The sequence below is a fragment of the Streptosporangium sp. G11 genome, from assembly GCF_051192615.1.
In the GTDB taxonomy this organism is placed as follows: domain Bacteria; phylum Actinomycetota; class Actinomycetes; order Streptosporangiales; family Streptosporangiaceae; genus Streptosporangium.
The window spans coordinates 42,125-69,089 of record NZ_JBPJUQ010000051.1; the positions used below are offsets into that span (position 1 = coordinate 42,125).

Annotated in this window: 24 protein-coding genes; 10 read left to right on the plus strand and 14 right to left on the minus strand. The window is 72.1% G+C overall.

All coding sequences use genetic code 11. The features are described from left to right. Positions 1-633 (plus strand): TetR/AcrR family transcriptional regulator, encoded by a 633-nt coding sequence (locus ACSDR0_RS34600; RefSeq protein WP_435293136.1) that lies wholly within the window; start codon positions 1-3, stop codon positions 631-633. 60 nt (positions 634-693) lie between these two features. On the opposite strand, the gene ACSDR0_RS34605 is transcribed toward ACSDR0_RS34600, so the two are convergent. From ACSDR0_RS34605 to ACSDR0_RS34620, 4 genes are all read right to left on the minus strand, one after another. Continuing rightward, the gene (locus ACSDR0_RS34605) at positions 694-1,650 is read right to left on the minus strand and encodes a ThuA domain-containing protein (protein WP_435293137.1); all 957 of its coding nucleotides are present in this window, start codon (positions 1,648-1,650) and stop codon (positions 694-696) included. A gap of 319 nt (positions 1,651-1,969) precedes the next feature. Further along, positions 1,970-2,713, minus strand: a complete 744-nt coding sequence (locus ACSDR0_RS34610) for a citryl-CoA lyase (protein ID WP_435293138.1) — start codon at positions 2,711-2,713, stop codon at positions 1,970-1,972. Then, positions 2,710-3,867 (minus strand): CaiB/BaiF CoA transferase family protein, encoded by a 1,158-nt coding sequence (locus ACSDR0_RS34615; protein ID WP_435293139.1) that lies wholly within the window; start codon positions 3,865-3,867, stop codon positions 2,710-2,712. The genes ACSDR0_RS34610 and ACSDR0_RS34615 overlap by 4 nt, the downstream gene beginning before the upstream one ends. A gap of 15 nt (positions 3,868-3,882) precedes the next feature. Further along, complete coding sequence (locus ACSDR0_RS34620) at positions 3,883-4,662, minus strand: IclR family transcriptional regulator (RefSeq protein WP_435293140.1); 780 nt, start codon at positions 4,660-4,662, stop codon at positions 3,883-3,885. Positions 4,663-4,866: 204 nt separating this feature from the next. Here ACSDR0_RS34620 and ACSDR0_RS34625 point away from each other — a divergent pair, with 204 nt between their 5' ends. The 8 genes from ACSDR0_RS34625 to ACSDR0_RS34660 all read left to right on the plus strand — a co-directional run bounded on the left by ACSDR0_RS34625 (position 4,867) and on the right by ACSDR0_RS34660 (position 15,720). Continuing rightward, positions 4,867-6,315 (plus strand): aldehyde dehydrogenase family protein, encoded by a 1,449-nt coding sequence (locus ACSDR0_RS34625; protein WP_435293141.1) that lies wholly within the window; start codon positions 4,867-4,869, stop codon positions 6,313-6,315. Beyond that, positions 6,312-8,027, plus strand: a complete 1,716-nt coding sequence (locus tag ACSDR0_RS34630) for a thiamine pyrophosphate-binding protein (RefSeq protein ID WP_435293142.1) — start codon at positions 6,312-6,314, stop codon at positions 8,025-8,027. The genes ACSDR0_RS34625 and ACSDR0_RS34630 overlap by 4 nt, the downstream gene beginning before the upstream one ends. Positions 8,028-8,189: 162 nt before the next feature. Further along, positions 8,190-9,293 (plus strand): ABC transporter substrate-binding protein, encoded by a 1,104-nt coding sequence (locus ACSDR0_RS34635; protein WP_435293170.1) that lies wholly within the window; start codon positions 8,190-8,192, stop codon positions 9,291-9,293. 1 nt (position 9,294) lies between these two features. Continuing rightward, positions 9,295-10,164: a branched-chain amino acid ABC transporter permease gene (locus ACSDR0_RS34640; RefSeq protein ID WP_435293143.1), complete on the plus strand. Its 870-nt coding sequence runs from the start codon at positions 9,295-9,297 to the stop codon at positions 10,162-10,164. Further along, positions 10,161-11,957, plus strand: coding sequence for a branched-chain amino acid ABC transporter ATP-binding protein/permease (locus ACSDR0_RS34645; protein ID WP_435293144.1), 1,797 nt, complete (start codon positions 10,161-10,163; stop codon positions 11,955-11,957). Before ACSDR0_RS34640 ends, ACSDR0_RS34645 begins: the two co-directional genes overlap by 4 nt. Further along, positions 11,954-12,664, plus strand: coding sequence for an ABC transporter ATP-binding protein (locus ACSDR0_RS34650; RefSeq protein WP_435293145.1), 711 nt, complete (start codon positions 11,954-11,956; stop codon positions 12,662-12,664). The genes ACSDR0_RS34645 and ACSDR0_RS34650 overlap by 4 nt, the downstream gene beginning before the upstream one ends. Next, positions 12,661-13,515 carry a DMT family transporter gene (locus ACSDR0_RS34655; RefSeq protein ID WP_435293146.1) on the plus strand — a complete coding sequence of 285 codons (855 nt, stop codon included), beginning with the start codon at positions 12,661-12,663 and terminating at the stop codon, positions 13,513-13,515. The genes ACSDR0_RS34650 and ACSDR0_RS34655 overlap by 4 nt, the downstream gene beginning before the upstream one ends. A gap of 135 nt (positions 13,516-13,650) precedes the next feature. Beyond that, on the plus strand, positions 13,651-15,720 hold the full coding sequence (locus tag ACSDR0_RS34660; RefSeq protein ID WP_435293147.1) for a PQQ-binding-like beta-propeller repeat protein: 2,070 nt from the start codon (positions 13,651-13,653) through the stop codon (positions 15,718-15,720). A 110-nt stretch (positions 15,721-15,830) separates the two neighbouring features. Here ACSDR0_RS34660 and ACSDR0_RS34665 read toward each other — a convergent pair whose 3' ends face one another. The 10 genes from ACSDR0_RS34665 to ACSDR0_RS34710 all read right to left on the minus strand — a co-directional run bounded on the left by ACSDR0_RS34665 (position 15,831) and on the right by ACSDR0_RS34710 (position 25,090). Continuing rightward, positions 15,831-16,607, minus strand: coding sequence for an N-acyl homoserine lactonase family protein (locus ACSDR0_RS34665; protein ID WP_435293148.1), 777 nt, complete (start codon positions 16,605-16,607; stop codon positions 15,831-15,833). Beyond that, positions 16,604-17,911 carry an MFS transporter gene (locus ACSDR0_RS34670; protein ID WP_435293149.1) on the minus strand — a complete coding sequence of 436 codons (1,308 nt, stop codon included), beginning with the start codon at positions 17,909-17,911 and terminating at the stop codon, positions 16,604-16,606. The genes ACSDR0_RS34665 and ACSDR0_RS34670 overlap by 4 nt, the downstream gene beginning before the upstream one ends. A 256-nt stretch (positions 17,912-18,167) precedes the next feature. Further along, complete coding sequence (locus ACSDR0_RS34675) at positions 18,168-18,839, minus strand: TetR family transcriptional regulator (protein ID WP_435293150.1); 672 nt, start codon at positions 18,837-18,839, stop codon at positions 18,168-18,170. Beyond that, positions 18,839-20,599, minus strand: coding sequence for a bifunctional sugar phosphate isomerase/epimerase/4-hydroxyphenylpyruvate dioxygenase family protein (locus tag ACSDR0_RS34680; protein ID WP_435293151.1), 1,761 nt, complete (start codon positions 20,597-20,599; stop codon positions 18,839-18,841). The genes ACSDR0_RS34675 and ACSDR0_RS34680 overlap by 1 nt, the downstream gene beginning before the upstream one ends. Before the next feature lie 9 nt (positions 20,600-20,608). Further along, positions 20,609-21,454 carry a shikimate dehydrogenase gene (locus tag ACSDR0_RS34685; protein WP_435293152.1) on the minus strand — a complete coding sequence of 282 codons (846 nt, stop codon included), beginning with the start codon at positions 21,452-21,454 and terminating at the stop codon, positions 20,609-20,611. Between the two features lie 6 nt (positions 21,455-21,460). Further along, a complete protein-coding gene (aroQ, locus tag ACSDR0_RS34690; protein WP_435293153.1) occupies positions 21,461-21,898 on the minus strand; it encodes a type II 3-dehydroquinate dehydratase in 438 nt (145 codons plus the stop codon). A gap of 324 nt (positions 21,899-22,222) precedes the next feature. Beyond that, on the minus strand, positions 22,223-22,747 hold the full coding sequence (locus tag ACSDR0_RS34695; RefSeq protein ID WP_435293154.1) for a protocatechuate 3,4-dioxygenase subunit alpha: 525 nt from the start codon (positions 22,745-22,747) through the stop codon (positions 22,223-22,225). Further along, the gene (gene pcaH / locus ACSDR0_RS34700; protein WP_435293155.1) at positions 22,744-23,514 is read right to left on the minus strand and encodes a protocatechuate 3,4-dioxygenase subunit beta; all 771 of its coding nucleotides are present in this window, start codon (positions 23,512-23,514) and stop codon (positions 22,744-22,746) included. Before pcaH ends, ACSDR0_RS34695 begins: the two co-directional genes overlap by 4 nt. 170 nt (positions 23,515-23,684) lie before the next feature. Then, a complete protein-coding gene (locus ACSDR0_RS34705; RefSeq protein WP_435293156.1) occupies positions 23,685-24,314 on the minus strand; it encodes a CoA transferase subunit B in 630 nt (209 codons plus the stop codon). After that, on the minus strand, positions 24,311-25,090 hold the full coding sequence (locus ACSDR0_RS34710; protein WP_435293157.1) for a CoA transferase subunit A: 780 nt from the start codon (positions 25,088-25,090) through the stop codon (positions 24,311-24,313). The genes ACSDR0_RS34705 and ACSDR0_RS34710 overlap by 4 nt, the downstream gene beginning before the upstream one ends. 115 nt (positions 25,091-25,205) lie before the next feature. Here ACSDR0_RS34710 and ACSDR0_RS34715 point away from each other — a divergent pair, with 115 nt between their 5' ends. Then, on the plus strand, positions 25,206-26,663 hold the full coding sequence (locus ACSDR0_RS34715; RefSeq protein WP_435293158.1) for an IclR family transcriptional regulator domain-containing protein: 1,458 nt from the start codon (positions 25,206-25,208) through the stop codon (positions 26,661-26,663). Positions 26,664-26,965: the final 302 nt, after the last annotated feature.

Consider the following 26,965-nt stretch of genomic DNA (forward strand, 5'->3'; position numbering starts at 1 on the left):
GTGGCCACGACCAAGAACAGCAACATTCCCTCCGGCGACCGGCGCGTGCGCCGCACCCAGACAGCCCTGGCACGCGCGCTGATCCAGCTCGTCGAGGAGCACGACCTTTCCCGGATCACCGTCGCCGACGTGGCCGAACGCGCCGAGGTGAGCCGCTCGACCTTCTACGACCACTACCGCGACGTCCACGAGCTGGCCGAGGCCGCCTGCACCGCGATGATCGACGGGCTGATCGGGTCCCTACCCTCCCCCGGTCCCGAGTCGGCGAATCCGGCACCGGAGGCGACCCGGTCACTGGAGGCGTTCTTCGCCAGCCTCGCCGAGCACGCCGGGCTCTACCGCGCCCTGCTGGGACCGCAGGGCAGCGCGCGCGTCGTCGACCACATCCGCCGCCGCATCGCCGCGACCGTCTACGACCGCCTGCACCAGGCCGCCGGCGGTCTCCCGGAGCACGCGGGCCCGGCGCCGGAAATCCCGCACGACGTCCCGGCCGCGTTCACCGCCGGGGCGCTCATCGGCGTGGCCGCCGACTGGCTCCAGCGCGGATGCCCGCGGTCCCCGGCCGAGATGGCCGCTCTGACCTGGCCGCTCTTCGGCGCGCTCTACCACCTCAACGCCGGCACCCCCGCCTAGAGGCCGTCCGCCCCGGGAATACGGGCGGGCGGCCTCCGGCGGTGGCCGGGACTCCCCGGGTCAGCGGCAGAACGGAGCCATGCCGAGCACCGACCTGACCCCGCCGAGCAGGTGCTGGACGAAGTACCGATCGCCCTCCATGGGCTCGTCGGTCCACGCCTTGACGTCGTGGCCGAGGGTGGTGAGCCAGGCCTTGCCGCCGTCGTAGTACTGGCACCAGCTGACCGGGTGGTCCCTGCCGTGGCCGGGGTGGCCGAGGTTGCCGCGCACGCCTCGGGCCAGCGTGCTCTCGTCCACCTTGGCCAGCACCCGGACCCGCGTCGGGAACGGCACGAGGTTGTACCACTCGTCGGAGAACGCCCAGCGCTGCGGCAGCCCCTGGGTGGAGGCGTCCCGCCTGCCGACGGTCTCGACGACTCCGGGCTGGTTGGCGCTGTGGTCGTAGAAGTTGGCGTTGCCGAGCAGGCCCTCGTACCAGGGCCAGTTGTACTCGGTGCCGAAGGCGTTGTGGACGCCGACGAAGCCGCCGCCGGCGCGGATGTACTGCCGCAGCGCGGTCTGCGCGGCGTCGTCGAGGGTGTCGCGCGTGGTGCTGAGGAACATCACGGCGTTGTACGGCAGCAGCCTGCCCGCCGAGGACAGCTGGGTGACGTCCTCGGTGTAGTCGACGGCGAACCCGTTCTCCCGCCCCAGCTTGATCACGGCCTTGACCGCGACGTTGTCGTCGTTGAGCGGCGGGTTCACGCCGGGGCCGAGCGGGGTCCCCAGGTGGGCGTGGCGGGGGCCGGCCGTGCGGCTGTAGACGAGCAGGCGGTAGCCCTCGGCGGGGTCGAAGTTGCCCCAGTCGTGGTAGCAGCGGGGGTCGGTGCCCCGGCAGACGCCGTAGTCGGGGTCGCCGAGGTTCTCCGCCCCCCTGTCGTGGCCCGGCGAGGCCGCGGAGCCGGGGGATGTGGCGGTGAGCAGGAGTACCGCCGCGCCGGCGGCGGCGATGGACAGGGACGTACGCCTGATGCGCATGAGCACCTCACGTGCCTTGGTCCACTAGATGGACCTGCTGGTCCACTGGAAGGTCTTGAGCGTATCCAGCGCCGGCGCCCCGGACAAGCTCTTGTTCTCACCCCGCGCCCGGCTTGTCGTGCGTCCGTCGGATGGATCCGCGGATCCGCCCAGCGGACCATTGGCGGTACGGTGCCAGCCCCGCTCATGGAACCGGCCGCGAACCTGGCCGCGAAACCGGACGCGACCGGCCCGGCGCGGGGGCCGGCGGCCCGGCGCGAGGAACCGGGCGCGATCACGCGGTGGAGGCGGTCGCGATCACACGGTGGACGCGCTCGCGTCAGGCCCTGAGGTCGGTGGGCAGGATGGAGGGCGGGATGGGTCCCTTGTTGCGGCGGCCCTGGCCCGCCTCCTCCCAGGCGTGCGCGAGGATGCCCACGCTGCGGCTCAGCACGAACAGGCCGCGGGCCAGCGGCGCGGGAAAGCCCAGCTCGGCGTAGATGACCGCGGTGGCGCCGTCGATGTTCATCGGCACCGGGCTGATCAGCTCCTCCACCTGACGGGCCGCGCGCAGGTGGGCGCCGGCCACCACGCCGCCGGCCACGGCCTCGTCCACCAGGCCGAGCAGCGGGTCGCGGCGCGGGTCACGGGTGTGGAAGCGGTGCCCGAACCCGGGCAGATACTTGTCGCGGGCCCGCCAGCGGGCCACCGTGGCGGCCGCGTCACCGGTGCGCACGACCTCGTCCAGCAGCTCCACGCACTGCTCCCCCGCGCCGCCGTGCACGTCGCCCAGCAGGTTGACGCCGGTGGCGACGGCGTTGTTCAGCCCGACGCCGCAGGTGATCGCCATCCGGGCGGCGGCGATCGACGGGGCGTGCGGGCCGTGGTCCACCGAGGAGACCAGCGCCGCCTCCAGCAGCGCGGCCTGCCGCTCGTCCGGCGGCTGCCCGCGGAGCATGAGCCAGATGATCTCGGTGAAGCCGATCCGCCCGATCAGCTCCTGCACCGGCCTGCCCTGCAGTTCGATGACGTTGGGCTCGATCCGGGACACCGACGTTCCCCACCAGTCGGCCACGATGCTCATGACGCCACCCCGAACTCCGCGTTGTGCTGGCCGAGGAGGGGGGCGGGATGGCGCGGGCGCAGGGCGGCGCCGTCGATGAGGACGCCGTTGCCCGTGACCGTCACGCGGCGCTCGTCGCCACCGGGAAAAGGCAGCTCCGTCAGGAAGCCGCGGTCGCGGAGCTGGTCGAGCGCCAACGCCTGGGCCACGGTGAGGATGCGGGCGGCCGGGACGCCCTCGCGTGAGAGGATCTCCTCCCACTCCAGCGCCTTCTTGGCCCGCAACGCCTGGTTGAGCTCGTGGTTCAGGGCCTGGCGGTTGGCCTTGCGCGCCTCTCTCGCGGCGAACCGGGGATCGGCGGGCAGGTCCGGCCGCCCGACGAGGCGGCACAACGTCTCGAACTGGGCCTGCTGGTTGGCCGCGATGTTCAGCGGCCCGTCGGCGGTCTCGAAGGTGCCCGACGGCGCGGCGGTGGCGTTCTGGTCGCCCATCGGCTCCGGCTCGACGCCGCTGACCAGGTAGTTGGAGGCCGTCCAGCCCATCGCGGAGACGGAGGCCTCCAGCATCGACAGGTCCAGGAAGCAGCCGGTCCCGCCGCGCTCGCGCCCGGCCAGGGCGGCGGAGATCGCCAGTGCGGCCATCAGCCCCCCGATCGAGTCGCAGATCGGGAAGCCGACGCGCAGCGGCACCGTCTCGGGGGTGCCGGTGACGCTCATCATGCCGGACAGCCCCTGGACGATCTGGTCGTAGGCGGGCGCCCCGCTCATCGGGCCGCTCTGGCCGAACCCCGAGATCGCGCAGTAGACCAGGCCCGGATTGAGCTCCCGCAGGCGGTCCCAGCCGTAGCCGAGCCGCTCCAGGACCCCGGCCCTGAAGTTCTCCAGCAGGACGTCGGCGCCGGAGACCATGGCCTCGAACGCCCGCCTGCCCTCCGGGCTCTTCAGGTCGAGCTCGACCGACTTCTTCCCGGCGTTCTGGGCCAGGAAGGAGGCGCCGATCCCCTCCTGGTTGAGCTGGGGATCGGGGCCGAGGCGGCGGGCGAGATCCCCGCCGCCGGGCATCTCGACCTTGACCACCTCCGCGCCGAACAGCATCAGCTGGTAGCTGCAGTACGGCCCGGCCAGAACGTTGGTCAGGTCCACGACCTTGATGCCGTCCAGTGGCAACTGCTGCATTCACGCTCCATAAGGTCAGGTCAGGGGATGGTCGAAGCCGCGGTCCGACATGCGCTTGGCCGCCTCCCGCAGGTCCGCGACGAACTCCCGGACACGCTCCTCGCCGAAGCGGACCGTCGGGCCGCTCAGCGAGAGCGCCGCCACGGTCGCGTCCGACGCGCCCGTCACGGGGACGGCCACCGCCGACAGGCCCGGCTCGCGCTCGCCGTGGCTGGCCGCGTAGCCGTCCCTGGCTGCCCCGGCGATCCACTCCCGCAACGTCGCCAGGTGTTCCTCCCCGTCCGGCGAGGAGCGGGCGATGCGCGACAGAAGCCTCACCGGGGCGTCCCTGAGCAGGACCTTCGAGGCGGCGCCCGCCCACAGGGGCAGCTCGTCGCCGACCCGCACGACGTGGCGCAGCGGCTGCGGGCTCTCCTGCTGGGCGATGCAGATGCGGTGGACGTCCCGCAGGACGTAGAGGTTGACGGTCTCCCGGTGCCGCTCCCCCAGCTCGCGCATGAGCTGGACGGTCTCCGCGGGCAGCTCCCAGGCGTGGCGCGCGAGATGCGCCCAGCGCCACAGCGCCGGCCCCGCGGCGTAGCCCTTGCGCGTGGCCCACAGCAGCCCCATGTGCTCCAGGGTCTGCAGCAGGCGCAGCGCCGTCGTCTTGGCCAGGCCCGTCTCGTCGACGACCTCGCGGATCGTCAGCGTCCGGCGGTCCTCGGTGAGCAGGGACAAGATGTCGAACGCCCGCTGGACGCTGCGCACACCGCCCCCGCCGTCACCGGATTCTGCTGGGTTGTTCGTCGAAGGCACGGGTCCTCACTTGTGCGTCGAAGGTGAATCTTCCACTCACTCTCGCATGCGGTCCGTACGCTAACACTAGTCCGCGCAGCGGTCCACATGCTCCACTATATGGATCCCTTACCCCTCTTGCCAGAACCTTTGCCGCCCTCATACCGTGAGGAGATCCACAGTGCGGTTCAGGAGAACCGTTAAGCGGATCTCTATGGAGATGACATGGACGCAGTCCACGAAGCCGAATGCTTGATCGCCGGGAAGTGGCTGAGTACAGGCCCCCGTTCCGACCGCGTCGGCCCGTACGCGCGGCGGATCGTGAGCAGGGCCCGGCTCGCCGGGCCCGGCGACATCACCACCGCGCTCGACTACGCGCGCCGGGGGGCCGGGGCGGTCGCGCGGCTGGCCCCGGCCACCCGCGCGACGATATTGGAGCGCGCCTCGGCCGCGGTCGCCGCCCGCACCGAGGAGTTCGCCCTGCTCCTGGCCCTGGAGCTGGGCAAGCCGCTCAAGGACGGCCGCGGGGAGATGCTGCGGGTGGCCGACACGTTCGCCGTCGCGGCGGCCGAGGCCAGGGCGATCGGCGGCGAGGTCCTCCCCGTGGCGGGCTGGGCCCGCGGGGTGGGCAACACCGCGATCACGCAGCGCGCCCCGGCCGGCCCGGTGCTGGCGATCACGCCGTTCAACGCCCCGGCGAACCTGCTGGCCCACAAGCTGGCCGCCTCCTTCGCGGCCGGCAACACCACGGTCGTCAAGCCGCCGCCGCAGGCCCCGGCCGTCTCCACCGCCCTGGTCCGGCTGCTGCTGGAGGCCGGGATGCCGGAGGAGGCCGTCCAGCTCCTGCACGGGGGCGGTGACGTGGGCGCGCGACTGTGCGCCGCGCCGGAGATCGCCGTGGTCAGCTTCACCGGCGGCGTCACGGCCGGTGCCGCCGTCGCCCACGCCGCCGGGCCCAAGCGGGTGCTGCTCGAACTCGGCGGCAACGCCGCCACCATCGTCTGCGAGGACGCCGACGTGGCGGAGGCCGCGCGCGTCTGCGCGCGCACCGGGTACAGCAACTCCGGCCAGAGCTGCGTCTCCGTCCAGCGCGTCTACGTGCAGCGCGCCAGGTTCGAGGAGTTCACCCGGGCGCTGACCGACGAGGTGCGGGCGCTGACCGTGGGCGACCCGCTCGACCCGGCGACCGACGTCGGCTCGATGGTCGACGACGAGGCCGCCGAGCGCGTGGAGCGATGGACCGAGGAGGCGGCGCGCGGCGGCGCGGTGGTGACGACCGGTGGCAGCCGGGCGGGCGCGGTGATGGCGCCGACCGTGGTCGTCGCGCCGCCCGCCGACGCGAAGGTCGTCCGCGAGGAGGTCTTCGGCGCGCTCGTCGCGGTGCTCCCCTACGACGGCTTCGACGAGGTCGTCCAGGAGTGCAACCGCAGCACCTTCGGCCTGCAGGCGGGGTTGTTCACCCACGACGTGCGCCGCATCGTCACCGCCTGGCGGGAGCTCGAGGTGGGCGGCCTGGTCGTGAACGGCTCGTCGAACTTCCGTCTCGACCACCTCCCGTTCGGCGGCGTGAAGGACTCCGGCATCGGCCGCGAGTCGCCCCGCTGGATGATCGAGGACTTCACCGTGACCAAGACCCTGCTCCTTCGCGGGCTGACCATCTGGGGAGAACAGTGACCACCGCCGCCCACGCGCTCGTCACCCAGCTTGAGGACCTCGGCGTCGACCACGTCTTCGGCACCTGCGGGCACACCAACATCGCCGTGCTCGACGCGCTGGCCGACAGCCGCGTCCGCTTCGTCATCGCCCGCCACGAGCAGGCGGCGGCGCACGCGGCCGACGGTTATGCCCGTGCCTCGGGCAGGCCCGGCGTGCTGCTCGTGCACGTCGGTCCCGGCCTGACCAACGCCGCCACGGGGGTGATGACCGCCGCGCTCGACTCGGTGCCGATGGTGGTGATCTCCGGCGACATCCCGTCCTACTACCACGGCCGCCACCCGCACCAGGAGATCAACCTGCACGCCGACGCCGACCAGGCGTCGGTCTTCCGGCCCTTCGTCAAGCGCGCCTGGAACGTGCGGCGGGCCCAGGACCTGGGCCGCTCCGTCGAGCGGGCCTTCTGGACGGCGACGTCGGGCAGGCCGGGGGCGGTGCTGGTCAACGTGCCGATGGACGTCTTCTCGCGGCCCGCGGCGCCGTATCCGCCGATCAGCCACGCCGCGCCGCCGGGCCTGCCCGCCGCGACGGCGGAGCGGATCGCCGAGGCCCTCGCGGGCGCCGAGCGGCCGCTGCTGTACGTCGGCGGCGGCCTGCGCGAGGACTCCGAGGCGCTGCTGGCGCTGGCCGAGCACCTGGACATCCCGATCGCGCACTCGCTGATGGCCAAGGGCACCGTCCCCGACGCGCACCCGCTGGTGCTCGGCATGCCGGGGTTCTGGGGACTGGAGCTGACCAACGCCTACGCCAGGGACGCCGACGTGGTGCTGGCGCTGGCCACCCGGTTCGCCGAGACCGACGCCAGCTCGTGGGATCCCCGCTTCACCTGGACGCTCGGCGACCGCGGCAGGCTGATCCAGATCGACATCGACCCGGCCGAGATCGGCCGCAACTACCCGGTCGAGATCGGCGCCGTCGCCGACGTCGGGCTCGCCGTGCGGGCGCTGGCCGAGGCCGTCACGTCCCATCCGCCGGCGGACCGGCCCGAGCTGCGCGAGCGCATCCGCGAGGCCAGGACGGAGCTGTTCGCCGGGAGCCGCGAGCGGGGCCGCAGCGACGCCTTCCCGCTGCGGCCCGAGCGCATCCTCGCCGACCTGCGCGACGCGCTGCCGCCCGGCGCGACCCTGGTGACCGACGTGGGCTGGAACAAGAACGGTGTCGCGCAGTGCTACGAGCTGCCGGCCGAGGGCCGCTTCATCGCCCCCGGCGGCGCCTCCACCATGGGGTTCGGCCCGGCCGCCGCCGTCGGCGTCCAGCTCGCCCGGCCTGACGACGTCGTGGTCGCGCTCATCGGCGACGGCGGCATGGGAGCCCAGCTGCCCGCCCTGCCGCTCGCCGTCGAGCAGGGCGCGCCGGTGGTCTTCGTGGTGATGAACAACAGGGCGCACGGCACCATCTCCGACCTGCAGTCCGCGAACTTCGGCCGCAGCCACGGCTGCGACTTCACCGACCCCGCCGGGCTCCCCTACAGTCCCGACTTCGCGGCGCTGGCCGCCGCGTGCGGCGCCGACGGGCACACCGTCGCCGCGCCGGAGGAGTTCGGGGCGGCCCTGCGCTCGGCGGTGGCGAACCGCCGGCCCGCGCTCATCGACGTGCCGATGGTCAACGAGCCGGTGCCGACCCCCGGGCACTGGAACATCAAGGACATCTATCAGGGCGTTTTCCCCGACTGAAACCGTTGCCCGTTCGGTATTTCCCCGGGTTTCGCAAGGCCGTATAACTAACGTACTAGTCCGTGCATTACGGGGCCGTGTCGATCACCGCACTTTCCTCCACCCCCCAATGAGGTGAATCACTTGTTCTCCGCAAGAGTTTCCGTTTCCGCCGTGGCACTGATGGCGCTCGCCGCCTGTTCCGCCCCCGGCCAGCAGGCCGCCCAGGAGGCGGACGCCACCGGTCCCATCAAGATCGCCAACGTCAACGCGCAGAGCGGGCAGCTGAGCCCGCTCGGTCAGTGGGAGCACAAGGGCGTCAAGCTCGCCATCGACGAGGTCAACAAGGCGGGCGGTGTCAACGGACGGCAGATCAAGCTCGACCTCTTCGACAGCCAGGGCGACCCCACCGTGGGCACCAACCTGGCCAGGAAGATCTCCAGCGAGGGCTACGTCGCGATGCTCGGCACCGCCGAGAGCGCGGTCACCCTGGCCATGGCCCCGATCCTCAAGGACGCCAAGATCCCGAACATCACCTCGGGCCAGTCGCCCAAGCTCGCCGACCTCAAGAGCCCGTTCCTGTTCCTGAACGCGCCGACCAGCGTCACGTTCGACGAGACGCTCGCCAAGTACCTGGTGGACGACAAGGGCTACAAGAAGATCGCGCTGATCAGCAACAACGGCGCGTACGGCGCCGGTGAGCACGACGCGTTCCTGGCCGCGCTCAAGACCAGGAACATCACGGCGATCGCCGACGAGGTCGTCACCCCCGACCAGAAGGACTTCAACGCCAACCTCGCCAAGATCCGCGAGCAGGAGCCCGAGGTGCTGTTCATCGGCGCCGAGGAGGTCCAGTCCGGCCTGATCGCCAAGCAGTCGCGCGAGCTGGGCCTGAAGGCGCTGTTCGCGGGCGGCGCCCCGATGGGCACCGACGTGTACGCCACCACCGCGGGCCTGGACAACGCCGAGGGCTCCGTCGTGAGCTCGCCGTACCTGAGCAACGAGGCCAGCGAGCCCATCAAGGAGTTCGCCGCCAAGTACAAGGCCGTCTACAACGAGGACGCCCGGATGCACGTCGCCAAGGCCTACGACGGCGCGTCGATCCTGATCGAGGCGCTCAAGCAGACCAAGGGCGCGGGCGGCCAGCCGCTGGCCGACGCCATCCGCGGCGTGAAGCGCGCCGGGCTGCTGGGCGACTACGACTACAACGAGTCCGGGGTCGGCATCCACGCCACCAAGATCGGCCTGGTCAAGGGCGGCACGGTCGTTCCCGAAGACGCGAGCTGACGTGCAGGTATTCCTTCAGACCCTGATCGGCGGGGTCACGTTCGGAGCGGTGTACGCGCTGGTGGCGATGGGGTTCTCGATCGTCTACCGGACCATGGGGCTGGTCAACTTCGCGCACGGCAGCGTCGTGATGATCGGCGCGTACGCCGCCTCCACGTTCTATCTGGCCACCCAGCTGCCGTTCGCGATCGCGGTGGCGGTGGCCATCGGGGTCACCGGTCTCATCGGGCTGATCATCGAGCGCTTCCTGCGGCCGCTGGAGAACAAGGACTTCACGCTGATGCTGATCGGCACGATCGGCTTCGGCGCCGTCCTGGAGGCGGGCGCCGTGCTCATCTGGGGGGCGACCGGCCACGCGGTCCCCTCCCCCGTGCCGACCGCGCCGCTGGACCTGGGCGGGATCCGCATCCCCACCTACAGCCTGCTGGTGATCGCCGTCGCGGCGACCGCCACCGGCCTGCTCGCGCTGTTCCTGCAGCGCACCAAGCGCGGCGCGGCCATGCAGGCGGTGGCCATGGACCACCAGGCGGCCACCGCGGTCGGCATCCACGTCGGCCGCAGCAACGCGATGGCCTTCGCGATCGGCGCGGGCCTGGCGGCGCTGGCGGGCAGCCTGATCGGGCCGATGCTGTACGTCAACCCGACCATGGGCGGCACCCTGGGCATCAAGGGGTTCGCCGCGGCCATGCTCGGCGGGTTCGGCAGCATGCCCGGCGCGATCGTCGGCGGCATGACCTTCGGACTGCTGGACGCCTTCGCGGCCGGCAACTTCCAGGAGTACTCCGAGCTGGTCACGTTCCTGGTGTTCGCGGTCATCGTGATGATCCGCCCCACCGGCATCTTCGGAGAGACGACGGTGAACCGAGCTTGAAACGTCTGGCATACCTCGCCCCCCTCGCGGTGGCCGCCTGGCTGCTGCCGTACGGGCTGGGCGGCTACTCCATGCACGTCGTGAACGTCGCGATCATCTTCGCGATCCTCGCCATCGGCCTGGGCCTGACCATGGGCGTGGCCGGGCAGATCAATTTGGCCCAGGTCGCCTTCTTCGGCGTCGGCGCCTACACCGTCGCCATCCTGTGCACGCGGGCGGGCTTCGGCTTCTGGAGCGCGGCGGCGCTCGCCCTGGTCGTGTCCGTGATCTTCGGCGTGCTGGTGGGCGTCCCGGCGCTGCGGATGCAGTCGCACTATCTCGGCATCGTCACCCTCGGCCTGGCGCTGGCCTTCACCAACTGGGTCACCAACGCCCACATCGCGGGCCGCGCCGAGGGCATCAGCGACATCCCCGTGCCGGTGCTGTTCGGGCTCGACCTGTCCAGCGCGTACCTGTTCTACTACGTCGAGCTGGTGGTCTTCGCGCTCGCGCTGGCGTTCGCGCTGTTCGTCACGCACTCGCCGCTCGGCCGCAGGCTGCGCGCGATGCGCGACGACGACCTGGCGGCCGGCGCGCTCGGCGCGGAGATCCCGCTGCTGCGCATGACCGCCTTCGTGCTGTCCGGCGTGTACGGCGGCCTGGCCGGCGTCCTGTACGCCGGGCTCATCCGTTTCGTGGCGCCCGAGTCGTTCAACATCGCCAACATGTTCCTGCTGCTCGCGATGGTGATCATCGGGGGGCGGGCCAGCATCATCGGCTGCGTCATCGGCGCCGTCGCGCTGGCCATGGTGCGCGAGGCGCTGCTGGACGCCTCGGCCTACGCCCAGCTCGGCTACGGCATCGTGGTGGTCCTCGTGGTGGTCTTCGCCCCCACCGGACTGGCCGGGCTGCCCCGCCGCCTCCGGTCCCTGCTGCGGCGCCGCGATCCGGGAACGCGGGTGCGGCTGCACCCCTTCCAGCCCTACGAGCGGGCCGAGCACGCCGCGTCCGGCGGGGACGTGCTTGAGGTCCGGGGCGTGACGATGCGCTTCAAGGGGCTGACCGCCCTCGACGACGTCTCCCTCACGGTCACCGGCGGCGAGATCCGCGGCGTCGTCGGCCCCAACGGCTCGGGCAAGACGACCCTGTTCAACATCGTCAGCGGCTTCTACACGCCCAGCGCGGGCTCGGTGCGCCTGCACGGGCACGACGTGACCGGGGCGAGGCCGTACCGGCTCTCCCAGCGCGGGGTCGCCCGCACCTTCCAGAACCTGCGCCTGTTCGAGGACCTCGACGTCCGGGAGAACATCCTGCTCAGCCTCGACCGCACCAGGACCTCCTGGATCTGGCGCTACCTGGCGCTGCCCTGGAGGGTGTTCGGCTACGAACGGGCGCTCGGGGCGCGCGCCGACGAGATCATCACCAGGTTCGGGCTGGCGGACTACGCCGCCGGCGTCCCGCGCTCGCTGCCGTACGGGATCCAGCGGCGCATCGAGATGGCCCGCGCGATGGCGATGTCGCCGTCGCTGCTCCTGCTCGACGAGCCCGCCGCCGGGCTGAACGGCGAGGAGGTACGCCAGCTCGGCGACATCGTCCGCTCCATCAGGGACTCCGGCGTCACCGTGGTGGTGATCGAGCACAACATGGGGCTGGTCATGTCGCTGTGCGACCACGTCACCGTACTGTCCGGCGGCAAGGTGATCGCCGACGGCACCCCCGCCGAGGTCGCGGTCGCCCCCGCCGTCGTGCAGGCGTACCTCGGCGACTCCATGGCCGCCCCCACCGAGTCCGCCGTCGAGGAGGCGACCCGATGACGACCCCGATGACACTGACCGTCGAGAACCTGTCGGTCCACTACGGCGGCGTCCGCGCCGCCCACGGCGTGAGCTTCACCGTCGAGCCCGGCCAGGCGCTGGGCATCATCGGCGCCAACGGCGCCGGCAAGTCCTCCACCCTCAAGGCCGTGATGGGCCTGGCGCCCCGCCAGGCCACGGCGATCCGCTTCGGCGAGCACGACCTGCTGCGCGCCGCGCCGCACACCCTGGTACGGCACGGGCTCGGCTACGTCCCCGAGGGCAGGCACGTCTTCCCCGGGCTCACCGTGGAGAAGAACCTGCTGCTCGGCGCCTACACCAGCAGCTGGAAGAACACGCCCATCGACGAGGTGTTCGAGCTGTTCCCGGTCCTCGCCGAGATGCGCCACCGGCTGGCCGGCGCGCTGTCCGGCGGGCAGCAGCAGATGCTGGCCGTCGGCCGGGCGCTCATGTGCCGGCCCAGGATGATGTTGCTCGACGAGCCCTCGATGGGCCTGTCGCCGATTCTCGTGGCGGAGATCGCCGGCGTCCTCAAGCGGCTCAACGCCGACGGGCTCGCCATCCTGCTGGTCGAGCAGAACGCCAAGCTCACCTTCGACGTCACCACCACCTGCCTGGTGATGGAGAACGGGGAGATCGCCGCCACCGGCACCTCGGCCGAGCTTCGTGACGATCCCCAGGTGCGGCGTATCTACCTGGGCCTTTGACGGCCCGCCCGGGGGTGCTGCTGGCCACGTGCGCGGCCCTGTTCGGGCTGTCGTTCGTCTTCACCCGGTCGGCGGTCGGCGCGCTCGGCCCGGTCGGCGTCAGCGCGGCCCGTGCCGCGCTGGGCGGTTGCCTGCTGCTGGCGGTGGTGCTCGCGCGGGGCGAGAGGTTGCGCGGGCCGCCTCCGGGCCGGTTCCTGGTGCTGGGCGCGCTGTCGGCCGCGCTGCCGTTCCTGCTGCTGTCGCTGGCCATGACGACCATGAACGCGGGCACCGCCGCGGTGCTCAACTCGGTGAGCCCGCTGTTCGCCCTCGCCATCGAGGTGGCGGCGGGCCGCGACCGGTTCACCGGGCTGAAACTGGCCGGGCTGGCCACCGGGGCGGGCGGGGTGGCGCTGGTGATGGCCGAGCGCGGCCTGGACGTCGGGCCGGGCGGCTGGGCCGGTGTACTGGCGGGGCTGGCGGGCGCGGCGGTGTTCGCGTACGGCGCGAGCTACGCCGCCCGGCACTTCCGGGACGTGCGGCCGCTCGTGGTGGCCACCGGGCAGCAGCTCGGCGCCGCCGTGCTGCTGCTCCCCCTGGTGGCCGTCTTCCCGCCGCCCGGCCCGGTCACGCCGCCGGTGGCCGCCGGGGTGGCCGGGCTGGGCATCCTCGGCAGCGGGGTGGCGTACCTGCTGTTCTACCGGCTGATCGACCGGCTGGGGCCGGCCAGGACCGCCACGGTGAACCTGCTCGTGCCGATCTCGGGCGTGCTGTGGGGGCTGGTGCTGCTCGGCGAGCCGATCTCGCCGCTGAGCGTGCTCGGCATGGCGGCGATCCTGGTGGGCCTGCGCTGGGTGCTGATGAAGCGCTGACCCTTTGGTCCACCTAGTGGAACCAAGAATCCGCTCATCGGTCGAAAGGTTATTGACCCCGCCGGAGGCAAGATCTATCGTGCGTCCATCACTCGGAACTATCAATCCACCTAGTGGACTAGTGAGAGGATGATCATGATCCGTCGCAGAGAGCTGCTCATGGCCGCCGCCGCCGCTGCCGTGCTCGCCCCGGCCGGCCAGGCCGCCGCGACCACCCACCGGCGCGACACCGACTTCCCGAAGATCGGCGGAAACCTGGCGAACCAGAACCACAGCGGGCTGCGCGACCTGCACCGCGGCAACGTCAAACGGTTACGGGCCGCCTGGGTCAACAACATCGAGGGCGGCCTCATGGCGGGCAACAGCCAGAGCACCGCCGTGGCCGTGGACGGCGTGCTCTACATCGAGTCGGCCCTGGGCAACGTCACCGCGGTGGACGGCCGCACCGGCGCCGTCAAATGGAAGTACCTGCAGACCCGCGGGGCGGTCACCCGGCGCGGCGTCGCGGTCGGCGACGGCAGGGTCTACACCTGCGCCAACGACAACTGGCTCATCGCCCTCGACCAGCGCACCGGCCAGGTGATCTGGGAGCGGCAGCACAACGGCCACGGCAACCTGGAGAAGGTCGCGGTCACCTACCACGACGGCATGCTGTACTGCGGCACCAACGACGGCCCGCGCGGCGCCGCGCTCGCCTTCGACGCCGAGACCGGCGACCTGGCCTGGCACTTCTGGGGCACCCCCGGACCCGGCGAGTTCGGCAACGACACCTGGGAGGGCGACTCCTGGCAGACCGGCGGCGCCACCCCGTGGATGCACTGCGCCATCGACCCGGAGCTCGGCCTGGTCTACTGGACGTTCGGCAACGCCAGGGGTGCCCGCTCCTCCCAGGACGGCTCGGAGCGCGGCGGCCAGAACCTGTTCGCCAACTCGATCGTGGCGATGGACCTGAAGACCGGCGCCTACCGCTGGCACTTCCAGTCCATCCACCACGACATCTGGGACATGGACAACGTCATGGCGCCCGTCCTGCTCGACGCGCGCGTCCACGGCCGGACCCGCAAGCTCGTCGTCTACGGCAGCAAGACCGGCATGTACTACATCCTCGACCGGGCCGACGGCTCGGCCCCGCTGGGCATCGACGAGGTGCCCGTCCCCCAGGAGCCCCGGCAGAAGACCTGGCCGACCCAGCCCTTCCCCCGCCAGGGCGGCTGGACCGAGCTGGCCCCCGTACGGCAGCCGCTGGGCACCGAGATCCCCGGCCTCCCGCACCGCGCCGTCCCGAACTACCAGATCGGGTCCCTGTTCACCCCGCACTGGGACGTGCCGATCCTCACCATCCCCGGGCACGGGGGCGGCGCCGACTGGAACCACCAGTCCTACAGCCACAGCACCCGGCTGGTGTACACCGGCTTCGGCTACGTCGCGGCGGCGCACTCGCTGACCGAACCGTCCAACGGGCTGCGGCCGCCCGGCGAGTACATGACCGGCGGGGTGGTGGCCGTGGACCCGAGCACCAACCGGGTCCGGTGGAAGCGGAACATGCCGTACTCGCTGGCGCACGGCAACGGCATCCTCACCACGGCCTCCGACCTGCTGTTCATCGGCCGGCCCGACGGCAACCTGCTCTGCCTGGACGCCCGGGACGGCCACGAGCTGTGGCGCTGGCAGACCGGCGCCGCCGTCAGCAGCAGCCCGATCTCCTACGAGATCGACGGGGAGCAGTACGTCGCCGTCTACGCGGGCGGCACCAGCATTCCCTACGGCGACTCAGCCGCCCGGGGCGACCACCTGTGGGCCTTCAAGCTGGGCGGCACCGTGCCTCCCGCGGCCACCCCGCCCGCGCCGGTGATCCGGCGGCCAGTCTCCGGCGGCCCCGTCGACGGCACCGCCGTGAACGACACCGTCGTGCTCGCCCGCACCTACAACGCCGCCACCGGCCAGGTCGGCACGGCCGAGTCCACCGCGGTGAACGCGATGGCCCCCACCCACCTGCGGGTGCCGGTCGGCACCACGGTCACCTTCGTCAACCCCGCGGACAACGTCAACGTCCACGGCGCCACCCAGTTCTTCGAGGGACTGTTCGACATCAGGCTCAACCCGGGCGAGTCGTTCCGGTACACCTTCACCCGGCCGGGCGAGTTCTTCTTCAACGACCCCTTCAGCGCCCGCCCCACCGGCAAGATCGAGGTCCTGCCCCGGTAGGGCGGGCGCGGCCCGCGGGTTTCGCCGCCCACCCGCCCGGCGAGCGGGCGACGCCCCCCCGAGCGGGCCGGCACCCGAGCCGGCACCCCGGGCCGGCGGCCGCCGCCCGCTCAGCCGGAGATCACCGCGACGTCGGGCCCCAGCAGCGGGAAGCGTTCGAGCACCTCCGGGTCGTGGCCGGCGACCACGAGACGCGGCCCGCCGGCCAGCTGCCCGATCCTGTCGAAGGCGCCGTAGACGCCGGTCATGCTGTGCAGGATCGGGAAGGGGCGGTCGCCTTCCAGGTTCTCGTAGAAGTGACTCGCGTCGGAGGCCAGGACGACGTCGCCGCGCGCGGTGTTGACGCGCACCACCTGCATGCCCGCGGTGTGCCCGCCGACCAGGTGGACGCTCAGGCCGGGCACGACGACGGCGTCGCCGTCCACCAGCGTCACGCGCCCTTCCTCGCGGGCGGCCAGCAGGTGGGCCAGGTCGTCGTCGTTCAGCAGCCGGCGTTCCCCGGTGACGCGGTCCGCCCAGGGCCCGGTCCAGTAGTCGAGTTCCGCCCGCTGCAGCACGTAGGAGGCGGAGGTGAACTCGCGGGCGGTGCCGGTGTGGTCGTAGTGCAGGTGGGTCAGCACCACGTGGTCGACGGAGTCCGCGGGGACGCCCAGCGCGGCCACGGCCTCCACCGGCGAGGTGAGATAGTCCATTCCCTCGACGTCCCGGGCGCGCGAGCGGCTGATGCCGGTGTCGACGACGACGGTGTGCCGCTCGGAGACCGCCAGCCACACGTAGTACGAGGTGGGGTGCCGCTGCCCCGCGCGGGCGTCGTAGCCGTGGAAGTGCTCCCCGCGCCGGGCGTCGCGCACGGCGTAGCGGATGGCGTAGACGCGGAACTCGTTCACGCCTTCACCGGCTCGGCGCGCCTGAGGCCGAGCTGCTCGGTGGGAACCCGGTAGGTCTCCCTGGCGGTCGCCACCGCGGCCACGTTGACCAGGCACAGCACCGCCGTGATGATCGACACGCCGAGCCAGCTCTCCCTGCCCGTGCCCGCCAGCGCGGTGGCCACCGTCGGCGCGAAGCCGGCGATCGCGAAGCCGATCTGGGTGCCGACCGCCATGCCGGACAGCCGCACCTTGGTGGTGAACATCTCGCCGTAGAACGAGGGCCAGACCGCGCTGGTGGCGCTGTGCACGACGCCGAACATCACGATGCCCAGCACGAAGATCAGGACGTAGCCGCCGACGGAGATCGACCACAGGTAGGCGAACATCAGCACCGCGCAGCCCAGCGACCCGCCGATGAAGACCGGCTTGCGTCCGATCCTGTCCGACAGGACGCCCCACATCGGGATGGTGATCACCGCGGCGACGTTGGCCAGGACGCCCACCCACAGCATGGGGCCCCGCTCCAGCCCCACGGTGTTGACCGCGTAGGACAGGGCGTGGACGGTGAAGATCGTGCTCACCGAGGCGATGACCGCGGCCACGACCACCCGCAGCACGTCCTTCCAGTGCTCGCGGAAGAGCACGGCCAGCGGGAGCTTGGCGACGGTGTTGGAGGCGACCTCCTGCTCGAACGCGGGCGTCTCCTCCAGGGTGCGCCGGATGATCAGCCCGACCGCGGCCACCACGATGCTCAGCCAGAACGGCACCCGCCAGCCCCAGCTCAGCAGCTGCTCCTCGGGCAGCACGGCGATCGGCAGGAAGATGGCGGTGGCGATGATCTGCCCGGCCTGGGTGCCGTTGAGGGTGAAGCTGGTGTAGAAGGCGCGCCGTCCCTCCGGGGCGTGTTCGAGCGTCATGGAGTTGGCGCCCGCCTGCTCGCCGGAGACGGAGAAGCCCTGCAGCAGGCGCAGCAGCACCAGCAGGATCGGCGCGAGCACGCCGACCTCGTCGTAGGTGGGCAGGCAGCCGACCAGGAACGTCGACACGCCCATCATCACCAGGGTGGTGACCAGGACCTTCTTGCGGCCGAACCTGTCACCCACGTGCCCGAGGACGAGGGCGCCCACCGGCCTGGCCAGGTAGCCGACGCCGAAGGTGGCCAGCGCCAGGAGCGTGCCCGTCGCGGGCGAGGAGGACGGAAAGAAGATCTTGCTGAAGACCAGCGCGGCCGCGGTGCCGTAGATGAAGAAGTCGTAGTACTCCAAGGCACTGCCGATCCAGGCCGCCGCTGCCGCTTTGCGGGGTTTGCCCTGCACTGTCACGGGTGCTCCTCATGCTGGGAGATAGGGGGATGCACGATGGCAGGAAACTAACTCACTGGTTCGTACATTACAAGGGTGTTGCCAATCGGTTACCTGCTCGGCCCGCGCCCCCCTCCACGCGTCCCGCGTGACGCCAAGGGATGACCCCGCTATCGGTGCGACGCGGCGTCCGGCCTCGGCCACCGGGCACGCGAGGGCACGCCACCACCGCGCGCCGGACGCGTCCGGGCATGCGCGAGGGCCGGACGGAGCGGTGTCACGGCGCGGAGGGCGGCGCCGGGCGCCCCTCCCCGCGCAGGTAGGCGACGACCATCTCGCCGACCATCCGGCGCAGCCTGGCCCGGTGCTCGGGCGCGGTCATGTCGCGGCCGAACAGCGCGCCGAACGTGTGCTGGTTGGCCACCCGGAAGAAGCAGAACGAGCTGATCATCATGTGCACGTCGATGGCGTCGGCCTCGGTGACGAAGTCGCCGGACTCCTGGCCCGCGTCGAGGATGCGCCCGATGAGGTCGAGCACCGGGGTGGCGAGGCCGGCCAGCGCCTGCGACTTGCGGATGTGCTCGGCCTGGTGGATGTTCTCGATGGCGACGAGCTGGATGAAGTCGCGGTGCGCGTCGTGGTGGTCGAAGGTCAGCTCGGCCAGGGTGCGGATGGCCTCGACCGGGGCCAGGTGCTCGACGTCGACCGTGCGCTCGGCCGCGCGGACCTCGGCGTACGCCTTCTCCAGCACCGCGACGTAGAGCCGCTCCTTGCTGCCGTAGTAGTAGTAGATCATGCGCTTGGTGGTGCGCATGCGGGCGGCGATCTCGTCGACCCGCGCGCCGGCGTAGCCGTGGCGTGCGAACTCGTGCTGGGCGACCTTGAGGATCTCCGCCCTGGTGCGGTCAGCGTCCCGCTGGCGTTCGGTGGTGGCGGGCTGCGAGGTCATTAGCCCATCTTAGGATGGCCCGCATGCTGTACGGCGAGCCGGACCGGAGCGTTGACGGCGCCGTAGCCCCGGTAGCCTCCGACGCGCTGGACGATCTCGAAGAAGACACGTCCCACCGTGACGGTGTACAGGTGAAGGAACTCCCCGTCCTCGTCCCGGTCGTACAGCACCCCCAGCCGTCGCAGCTCGGGGTCGACGTCGTGGCGGGCCTCCAGGTCGTCGTAGTAGTTGCCCGGGATGGGCAGCAGCAGCTCCGGATGCTCCGCGCGCAGCCTGCGGGCGACGGCCCGCAGGTCGTCGCTGGCCAGGGCGACGTGCTGCCACGGGGTGTCGCCCGCGCCGACCTGGGCGATGTTGAGCACCATCCGCACCTGTTCCGCGGCACCGGCCGCCGCGCCGGACGCCGGCGTCGTGGACATCGCCCTGCTGCGCAGCAGGCCGTAGGGGTCGGGCAACTCCACGCTCTCCTGCGGATGCAGGCCCAGCACGCTGCGGTAGAACAGCGCCGCCTCGTCGAAGTGGTGCCAGGGCTGGGTGAGTGCCACGTGGTCGATGTGGGTGATCTGCCCGGGGACGCTCCGGACGGCGCCGAAGTCGCGGAGCCAGGTGGTGTCGCAGAAGAAGATCTCGGTGCCGTCCGGGGCGGCGATCGCCTCCAGCGAGGCGTCCTGCGGGGCACGCTCGCGCGGCAGCACGGGTGACAGCAGCGTCTCGGCGTGTTTGACCGCTCCCGCGGAGTCGGGAGCGTCCAGGCCGATGGCGATCAGGGCGGGGTCGGCTCCGGTGGTGTTGAGCAGCAGCCGGGCCTCGCCCTGGCTCCACAGCTCGACCGGTTTGCCGGCGTGCGAGCCGGTGCGGGCGAAGCCGAGCGCGCTCAGCACGCCGCCCAGGGAGCCGGTGTCGGCGAGTTCGGCGAACGCGAAACCGGAGGGCACGGCGGGGTGCGCGGCGCCGTCGAGGGTCTGTTCCAAGGCGATGAGCGAGCGCATGCCGTCGCGGGCGGTGCGGCCGGTGTCGGCCTGGCGGAAGTGGTCGTTGAACACCTCCAGCGACAGCGGCCCGGTGTATCCGGTGTTCAGCACGTGGCGGACCAGGCCGGCGAGGTCCAGAGTGCCCTGGCCGGGAAAGCAGCGGTAGTGGCGGCTCCACTGCAGCACGTCCATGGCCAGCATCGGCGCGTCGGCGAGCTGCAGGAAGAAGACCTTCTCGCCGGGGATGGCCTCGATGCCGATCGGGTCGGAGCCGCGCGACAGGATGTGGAAGCTGTCCAGGCAGGTGCCCAGGTTGGGGTGGTCGGCCATGCGGACGACCCGCCAGGCGTGCAGATACTCGTTGACGTGCCGTCCCCAGGCCAGCGCCTCGTAGGCGACGCGGATGCCATGGTCCGCGGCCCGCTCGGCGAGCCGCCGCAGCTGCTCGGCGGCGAGATCGTCGTCGCCGATCGCGTCGGGCGAGACGTTCGAGCAGACCAGCAGCAGGTCCGCGCCGAGGCGCTCCATCACCCGGAACTTGTGCTCGGCCCGCTCTAGGTTCGCCGCCAGCACGGGGGCGGGCACGGCCTCGAAGTCACGGAACGGCTGGTAGAGGTCGATGCCCAGGCCGAGGTCGGCGGCGCGGGCGCGGATCTCCTCGGGGGGATGCGGGCAGGCGAGCAGGTCGTTCTCGAAGATCTCCACCCCGTCGAACCCGGCGGCGGCGATCGCGGCGAGCTTCTCGGTGAGGGTGCCGCTGACCGAGACGGTGGCGATGGACTTGCGCAAGGCTGCTCCTCAGGTGGCGACCAGGTCGGTCAGGTGGGTGAGCATCCGCTCGGTGTCCGGGGTGCGGCCGGTGAACAGGTGGAAGGCATGGGCGGCCTGGAAGACGACCATGCCCCCGCCGTCGAGCGTCCGGCAGCCCAGGGCCCGAGCCTGCTTGAGCAGCTCGGTCTCCAGCGGCCGGTAGACGATGTCGGCCACCCACAGGCCGGGATGGAGCAACTCGGCCGGCAGCGGCAGCCCGGGATGGAGCGCCATGCCGGTGGGGGTGGCGTGGGCCAGGCCGTCGGCGTGGGCGAGCAGCCCGGGAAGGTCGTCGCGGGTGGCGGCGCGGGCCCGCCCGGGGCCGAAGCGCCCGCTCAGCCGGCCGGCCAGCGCCGTCGCCCGCACGGGGTCGGCGTCCACGACGGTGACGCGGCCGGCGCCCAGGGTGAGCAGCGCGTGCGCGGTCGCCGCCCCCGCGCCTCCCGCGCCGAGCTGGACGACGCGCCGGGTGGGCGCGTCCGGCAGGCCGCGGGTGAACGACTCGGCGAAGCCCGTCCAGTCGGTGTTGTGGCCGATGGCCCGCCTGCCGTCGAAGACGACCGTGTTGACCGCGCCCAGCATGCGGGCGTCCGCCGACAGCTCGTCCAGGTGCGGGATGACGGCCTGCTTGCACGGGTGGGTGATGTTGAGCCCGTCGTAGCCGAACCGGTGGGCCGTACGGACCAGCTCCCCCACGTCGTGCCCCAGGTGGTCGGTGTCGAGCAGCCGGTAGACGTAACGCAGCCCGTGGTGGACGGCCTCACGCTCGTGCAGCGGAGGGCTGAGCGAGGGGCCGATGCCCGAGCCGATCAATCCGGTCAGGTACGAGGCCATCAGTTATCAGTTCTCCCTCTTCAGCAGGTGCGGCAGGTGAGTCAGCGCGAGAACGTATCCGTGCGCCCCCGCGCCGCAGATCACGACGTCGGCGACCTCGGAGACGAACGACCTGTGCCGGTAGGGCTCACGCCGGTGGATGTTGGTGAGATGGACCTCGATCGTGGGCAGGGCGACGGCCGCCAGCGCGTCGCGCAGGGCGACGGAGGTGTGCGTGTAGCCGCCCGCGTTGATCACGATCGCGGCCGGGCCCGGTTCGTGGACGGCGTCGATCAGCGCGCCTTCGTGGTTGCTCTGCCGGAAGTCCACCTCGAACCCGAGCGTGGCACCGGTGCGGTGGCATTGCGCCCGGATGTCGGCGAGCGTCGCGCCGCCGTACAGGTGCGGCTCTCGGCGGCCGAGGAGGTTGAGGTTGGGTCCGTTGAGGACCAGGACGCTGGGCATCGCTCTCCAATGTACGTACTAGTACGTTAGCTGACCAGACAGGGCCGACCCCAGGCCACGCGGCGCCATCGGAGACGCCGCTCACACCTCACCGCATGTACGAACTAGTGAGTTCGTTATAGCGCATAACGCCCCGGCTTTCCAGCCCGGTCACAGGCACGGTCACAGGTCCGGTCACGAGGCTCGGCCACAGGGCGCGAAAACGCCGGCGCCGCCCGATCGGAGTGCGACTTGGAGGTCGCACTCCGATCGGGCGGCGCCGGCCGGGTCCGGGGAGCCGCGCGGCAGGCGGTGGTCGAGCACCTCGCCCGCGGCGGCTCAAAATCACCCGAAGTCGAAGAAGACCGTCTCGTCCCGCCCCTGCAGGCGGATGTCGAAGCGGTGGACGCCCTCGCGCTCCGGCGTGGCCAGCAGCGTGTGCGCGCGCTCGGGCGGCAGCGAGTCGAGGAAGGCGTCGTGGGCGAGGTAGGCGCGGGTGTAGAGGTGGTGCAGCAGGCCGCGGGCGAACACGCACACGCTGATGTAGCCGTTGCCCGGCACGAGCGTGCGCAGCGTCCAGTGGCCGTCGGCGTCGGTGGGAACCCTGCCGAAGCCGGTGAAGTCGACACCGTTCCTGCCTACGACCGCGCCGTTCACGGGGTCGCGGCGCAGCGTGCCGGGCGCGCCGCCGAGGTCACCCGACGGGGCGGCCTGCCAGAACTCCAGCAGCGCGTCCGGCACCGGAGCGCCCGCGCCGTCGTAGACGTACCCGTGCACGGTGATCCCGCCGGTCGCGATGTCGCCGCCGCCGGGGAACGGGAGCGCGTAGCCGTAGAAAGGGCCGACGGTCTGCGAGGGGGTGGGGTTCATCTGCCTTCCTCCATCCAGGTGGCGGCGGGGCCGTCCAGAACGATGTCCCACCGGTAGCCGAGGGACCACTCGGGGACGGACAGCTCGTGCTCGTAGGCGGCCACCAGGCGCTGCCGGGCTCCCTCGTCGGTGACGGAGTTGAAAATGGGGTCGTAGGGGAACAGCGGGTCGTTCGGGAAGTACATCTGGGTGACCAGGCGCTGGGTGAAGGCGGTGCCGAAGACCGAGAAGTGGATGTGCGCGGGACGCCAGGCGTTGACGTGGTTGCGCCACGGGTAGGCGCCGGGCTTGATCGTGGTGAAGGCGTAGCCGCCGTCGTCGCCGGTGAGGCAGCGGCCGACGCCGGTGAAGTTGGGGTCGAGCGGGGCCGGGTGGTCGTCGCGCTGGTGCGGGTAGCGGCCGGAGGCGTTGGCCTGCCATATCTCCACGAGCTGGCCGCGCACCGGGCGCCCGTTCCTGTCGAGGACGCGGCCCTGCACGGTGATGCGCTCGCCCAGCGGCTCGGCGAGATGCTGCCTCGTCAGGTCGGCGTCGAGCGCGGTGACGTCGGTGACGCCGAAGACCGGCCCGGACAGCTCGGCCGCGTCCGGATCCTTGAGCGCGATCAGCGGCTGGCCGGGGTGACGGAGCACGGTGCTGCGGTAGGGACCGTAGTCACGGGGCGGGTGGTGCGTCTTCCGGCCGTCGCCGGCGGCCCGGAGCTCGCGGAGCTCGCGGAGCTCGGCGATCTCGCGGTCGATGTCGGCCTGCGTGAGGGGGGTGGACATGGACTCCTACCTTTCGAGAACGGTGGCCGGGCCCCGGCGAGCACCGGCGCGGGGGGACGCGGGGCCGAAGCCGCACGCCGGGGCCTTCGTGACGCGGGCGGCCGGGCCGGGCGGCGCCCCGCCGTGACGGCCGCGGGGAGCGCGCGCGGCATCCGCCACGGAGACGGTCCTCATGCCCTCACCTCCGCGTCCGTGCGATCGCGCAGCTCCGCCGGGCTCACCCCGGGCGCGGTCTCCACCAGCGCCAGCCCCTCCCCCGTGACGTCGAGGACGCCGAGGTCGGTGATGATCCGGTGCACGCACCCCTTTCCCGTGAGGGGCAGCGAGCACCTCTCGACGATCTTCGACGAGCCGTCCCTGGCGGTGTGCTCCATGACCACGACGACCCTGCGGGCGCCGTGGACCAGGTCCATCGCGCCGCCCATGCCCTTGACGAGCCTGCCGGGGACCATCCAGTTGGCCAGGTCACCGCGGGCCGAGACCTGCATCGCGCCCAGCACCGCCACGTCGATGTGACCACCGCGAATCATGCCGAACGACAGGGATGAGTCGAAGAACGACGCGCCGGGGAGCACGGTCACGGTCTCCTTGCCCGCGTTGACCAGGTCGGGGTCGACGGCGTCGGGCTCGGGGTAGGGGCCGACGCCGAGGATGCCGTTCTCCGAGTGCAGGATCACGTCCACGCCCGCCGGCAGGAAGGAGGGGATGCGGGTGGGCAGGCCGATACCGAGGTTGACGTAGTCGCCGTCGCGCAGCTCGGCCGCCGCGCGCGCGACCATCTGGTCACGGCTCCAGCTCATGAGGTGCTCTCCCCTCGCGCCGCGGGCACGGACGTGACACGCCGTTCGATGGACTTGTCCGCGGCCTGCTCCGGGGTGAGCCGCACGACGCGCTGGACGAACACGCCGGGCAGGTGGATCTCGTCGGGGTCGAGCTCGGTCAGCTCCTCGACCTCGGCGATCGTGACCCGCCCGGCCATCGCGGCCAGCGGGTTGAAGTTCCGGGCGGCCTTGTTGAACACGAGATTGCCGTACCGGTCGCCCCTGGCCGCCCGCACCAGCGCGAAGTCGGTGGTGATGCCGTGCTCCAGCACGTAGGTCCGGCCGTCGAACTCGCGCACCTCCTTGGGCGGCGAGGCGAGCAGCACCGAGCCGTCCCGGCCGTGCCGCAGCGGCAGCCCGCCGTCGGCGACCGGCGTGCCGACCCCGGCCGGGGTGTAGAAGGCGGGGATGCCGCAGCCACCCGCGCGCAGCCGCTCGGCCAGGCTGCCCTGCGGGGTCAGCTCCACCTCCAGCTCCCCGGTGAGGTACTGCCGGGCGAACTCCTTGTTGTCGCCGATGTAGGAGGCCGTCACCCGGCCGATCCGCCCGGCCGCCAGCAGGACGCCCAGGCCGCCGCCGTCCACGCCGCAGTTGTTCGACACCACGCCGATCCCGCGCACGCCCGTGTCGTACAGGGCCTGGATCAGCACGTTCGGGATGCCGCTCAGGCCGAACCCGCCCACCGCGAACGACGCGCCGTCGCGCACGTCCGCCAGTGCCTCCGCGGCCGTGGCGATCACCTTGTCTCTGCGCACGACACTCCGTTCAGCCACGCGTTCGCTCTGCGAACTTTAGTTCACTATTGTGCATTCGAGTATGTGTATCGGTGACTGTCCTGTCAAAGCGCCCTCATCGACGGAGGAGAAGCCGATGGAAGCGGCCGGAACCCTGGAGCGCGGGCTGACCGTGCTGCGCGCGCTGGCCGCCGACCCGGGGCGGCGGACCCGCGCGACGGACCTCGTTCGCGCGACCGGCCTGGCGAGATCCACGGTCGACCGGGTGCTCGGCACGCTGGTCCACCTCGGTTACCTGCGTACGGAGGGGCGTGACGTGCTGCTCGCGCCGCGCCTGATGGAGCTCGGGGAGGCGTATCTGACCTCCGACGGCCTGCGCGACACGCTCGCCCCGCTCGCGGAGCGGCTCGCCGAGGAACTGGACGAGTCGGTGTCACTCGCCGTGCGCGACGGCGACGGGGTGCGCTTCATCGACCAGTTCACCCGGCGGCGCACCATGTCGATCACCTTCCGGGTCGGCGACCTGCTGCCCGCCGGCCGGTGCGCGGCGGGCCTGGCCCTGCTCGACCCCGCCGCGCCGTACGCGGAGGACGACCAGTTCATCGAACCGGGCCTGGTCGCGGTGGCCGTACCCGTACGGGACGAGAGCGGGCGGGCGGTCTGCGCGGCCAGTGTCGTCAGCCACACCAGCAGGCACACCGCCGCAGGACTGCGCGCCCACTGCCTGCCCAGGCTGCGCGAGACGGTGAGGGAGATGGAGACCGCGCTGGCCGGACGGGCACCGCGGCAGGGCCCGCCCGCATCCGCCACCGACCGCCCCCGGGCCTTCGGGCAGGAGCCGGGCACGGGTCACCTGCAGTCCCTGACCCGCGGGCTCGCCGTGCTGGTCGCGCTCGGCTCGGCGCGCGGCGGCCTGTCCCTCGCCGACTGCGCCAGGGTCACCGGGCTGCCGCGGGCCACCGTGCGGCGGGCGGTCCAGACTTTGGTCCGGCTGGGCTACGCCACAGGCGAGGGCCGGTTCACGCTGCTGCCGAGGGTGCTGGAGCTGGGATACGCCCACCTGTCGGGGCGGACGTTCGGCGAGATCGTCCAACCGCACCTGGTGGACCTGGTGGCGCGGGTCCGCGAGTCGGCGTCGGTGGCGGTGCTGTCCGGCGAGGACGTGGTGTACGTGGCGCGAGTGCCGACCGTGAGCATCATGAGTGTCGACATCTCCGTCGGCACCCGGCTTCCCGCCTACCCGACCTCCCTGGGACGGGTGCTGCTGGCCGAGCTGCCCGAGGAGCGGCTGGCCGCGATCGTCCGGCGGCGGCTGTCCCGCCACACCGTCACCTCGGCGGCCGAGCTCTCCGCCGCCGTGCGCCAGGCCGCCGTGGACGGATACGCCCTGGTGGACCAGGAGCTGGAGGAGGGCGTGCGGTCGATCGCCGTGCCCGTCCGCGACCGGGACGGGCGAATCGCCGCGGCGGTCAACGTCGCCACCCCCGCCAGCCGCGCCACCCCCGCCAACCTGCTGCGCGACGTCCTGCCCGCGCTCGCGGAGACCGCCGCCAGGATGGAGGCCGACCTCGCGTACACCCGCGCCGCCGGATGACGCGTACGCGCTCTCCCCACACGTCCCCGACCGCCGCGCGGACGGCGGCGATCGGGGCGCGGTGTCCTCCGGCGGGAATCCCACGGCCCCGGCACGCGCGCGTCGAGGTGCGCCCCGGCCAGTGGTCGTTTCGCCGCACCCGCCTCGACGATCTCGTCGTCCCTTGGGCACGATGGGAGCATGGTCACCACCGTTCCCGGAGCCGGAACACCGCGGGCGACACCCGGTACGAGCCGAGGCGGACTTTCCGCCGGATCCCGGCCCACCCCCGGGCCGCGCCACCCGGCCCGCCCGGCGCCCTG

Excerpts from the sequence above, each read along its gene's own strand:
- ACSDR0_RS34605 (WP_435293137.1), bottom strand. The coding sequence starts at position 1,650 with ATGCGCATCAGGCGTACGTCCCTGTCCATCGCCGCCGCCGGCGCGGCG.
- ACSDR0_RS34610 (WP_435293138.1), bottom strand. The coding sequence starts at position 2,713 with ATGAGCATCGTGGCCGACTGGTGGGGAACGTCGGTGTCCCGGATCGAG.
- ACSDR0_RS34615 (WP_435293139.1), bottom strand. The coding sequence starts at position 3,867 with ATGCAGCAGTTGCCACTGGACGGCATCAAGGTCGTGGACCTGACCAAC.
- ACSDR0_RS34625 (WP_435293141.1), top strand. The coding sequence starts at position 4,867 with ATGGACGCAGTCCACGAAGCCGAATGCTTGATCGCCGGGAAGTGGCTG.
- ACSDR0_RS34635 (WP_435293170.1), top strand. The coding sequence starts at position 8,190 with ATGGCGCTCGCCGCCTGTTCCGCCCCCGGCCAGCAGGCCGCCCAGGAG.
- ACSDR0_RS34650 (WP_435293145.1), top strand. The coding sequence starts at position 11,954 with ATGACGACCCCGATGACACTGACCGTCGAGAACCTGTCGGTCCACTAC.
- ACSDR0_RS34660 (WP_435293147.1), top strand. The coding sequence starts at position 13,651 with ATGATCCGTCGCAGAGAGCTGCTCATGGCCGCCGCCGCCGCTGCCGTG.
- ACSDR0_RS34675 (WP_435293150.1), bottom strand. The coding sequence starts at position 18,839 with ATGACCTCGCAGCCCGCCACCACCGAACGCCAGCGGGACGCTGACCGC.
- ACSDR0_RS34685 (WP_435293152.1), bottom strand. The coding sequence starts at position 21,454 with ATGGCCTCGTACCTGACCGGATTGATCGGCTCGGGCATCGGCCCCTCG.
- aroQ (WP_435293153.1), bottom strand. The coding sequence starts at position 21,898 with ATGCCCAGCGTCCTGGTCCTCAACGGACCCAACCTCAACCTCCTCGGC.
- ACSDR0_RS34695 (WP_435293154.1), bottom strand. The coding sequence starts at position 22,747 with ATGAACCCCACCCCCTCGCAGACCGTCGGCCCTTTCTACGGCTACGCG.
- pcaH (WP_435293155.1), bottom strand. The coding sequence starts at position 23,514 with ATGTCCACCCCCCTCACGCAGGCCGACATCGACCGCGAGATCGCCGAG.
- ACSDR0_RS34705 (WP_435293156.1), bottom strand. The coding sequence starts at position 24,314 with ATGAGCTGGAGCCGTGACCAGATGGTCGCGCGCGCGGCGGCCGAGCTG.
- ACSDR0_RS34715 (WP_435293158.1), top strand. The coding sequence starts at position 25,206 with ATGGAAGCGGCCGGAACCCTGGAGCGCGGGCTGACCGTGCTGCGCGCG.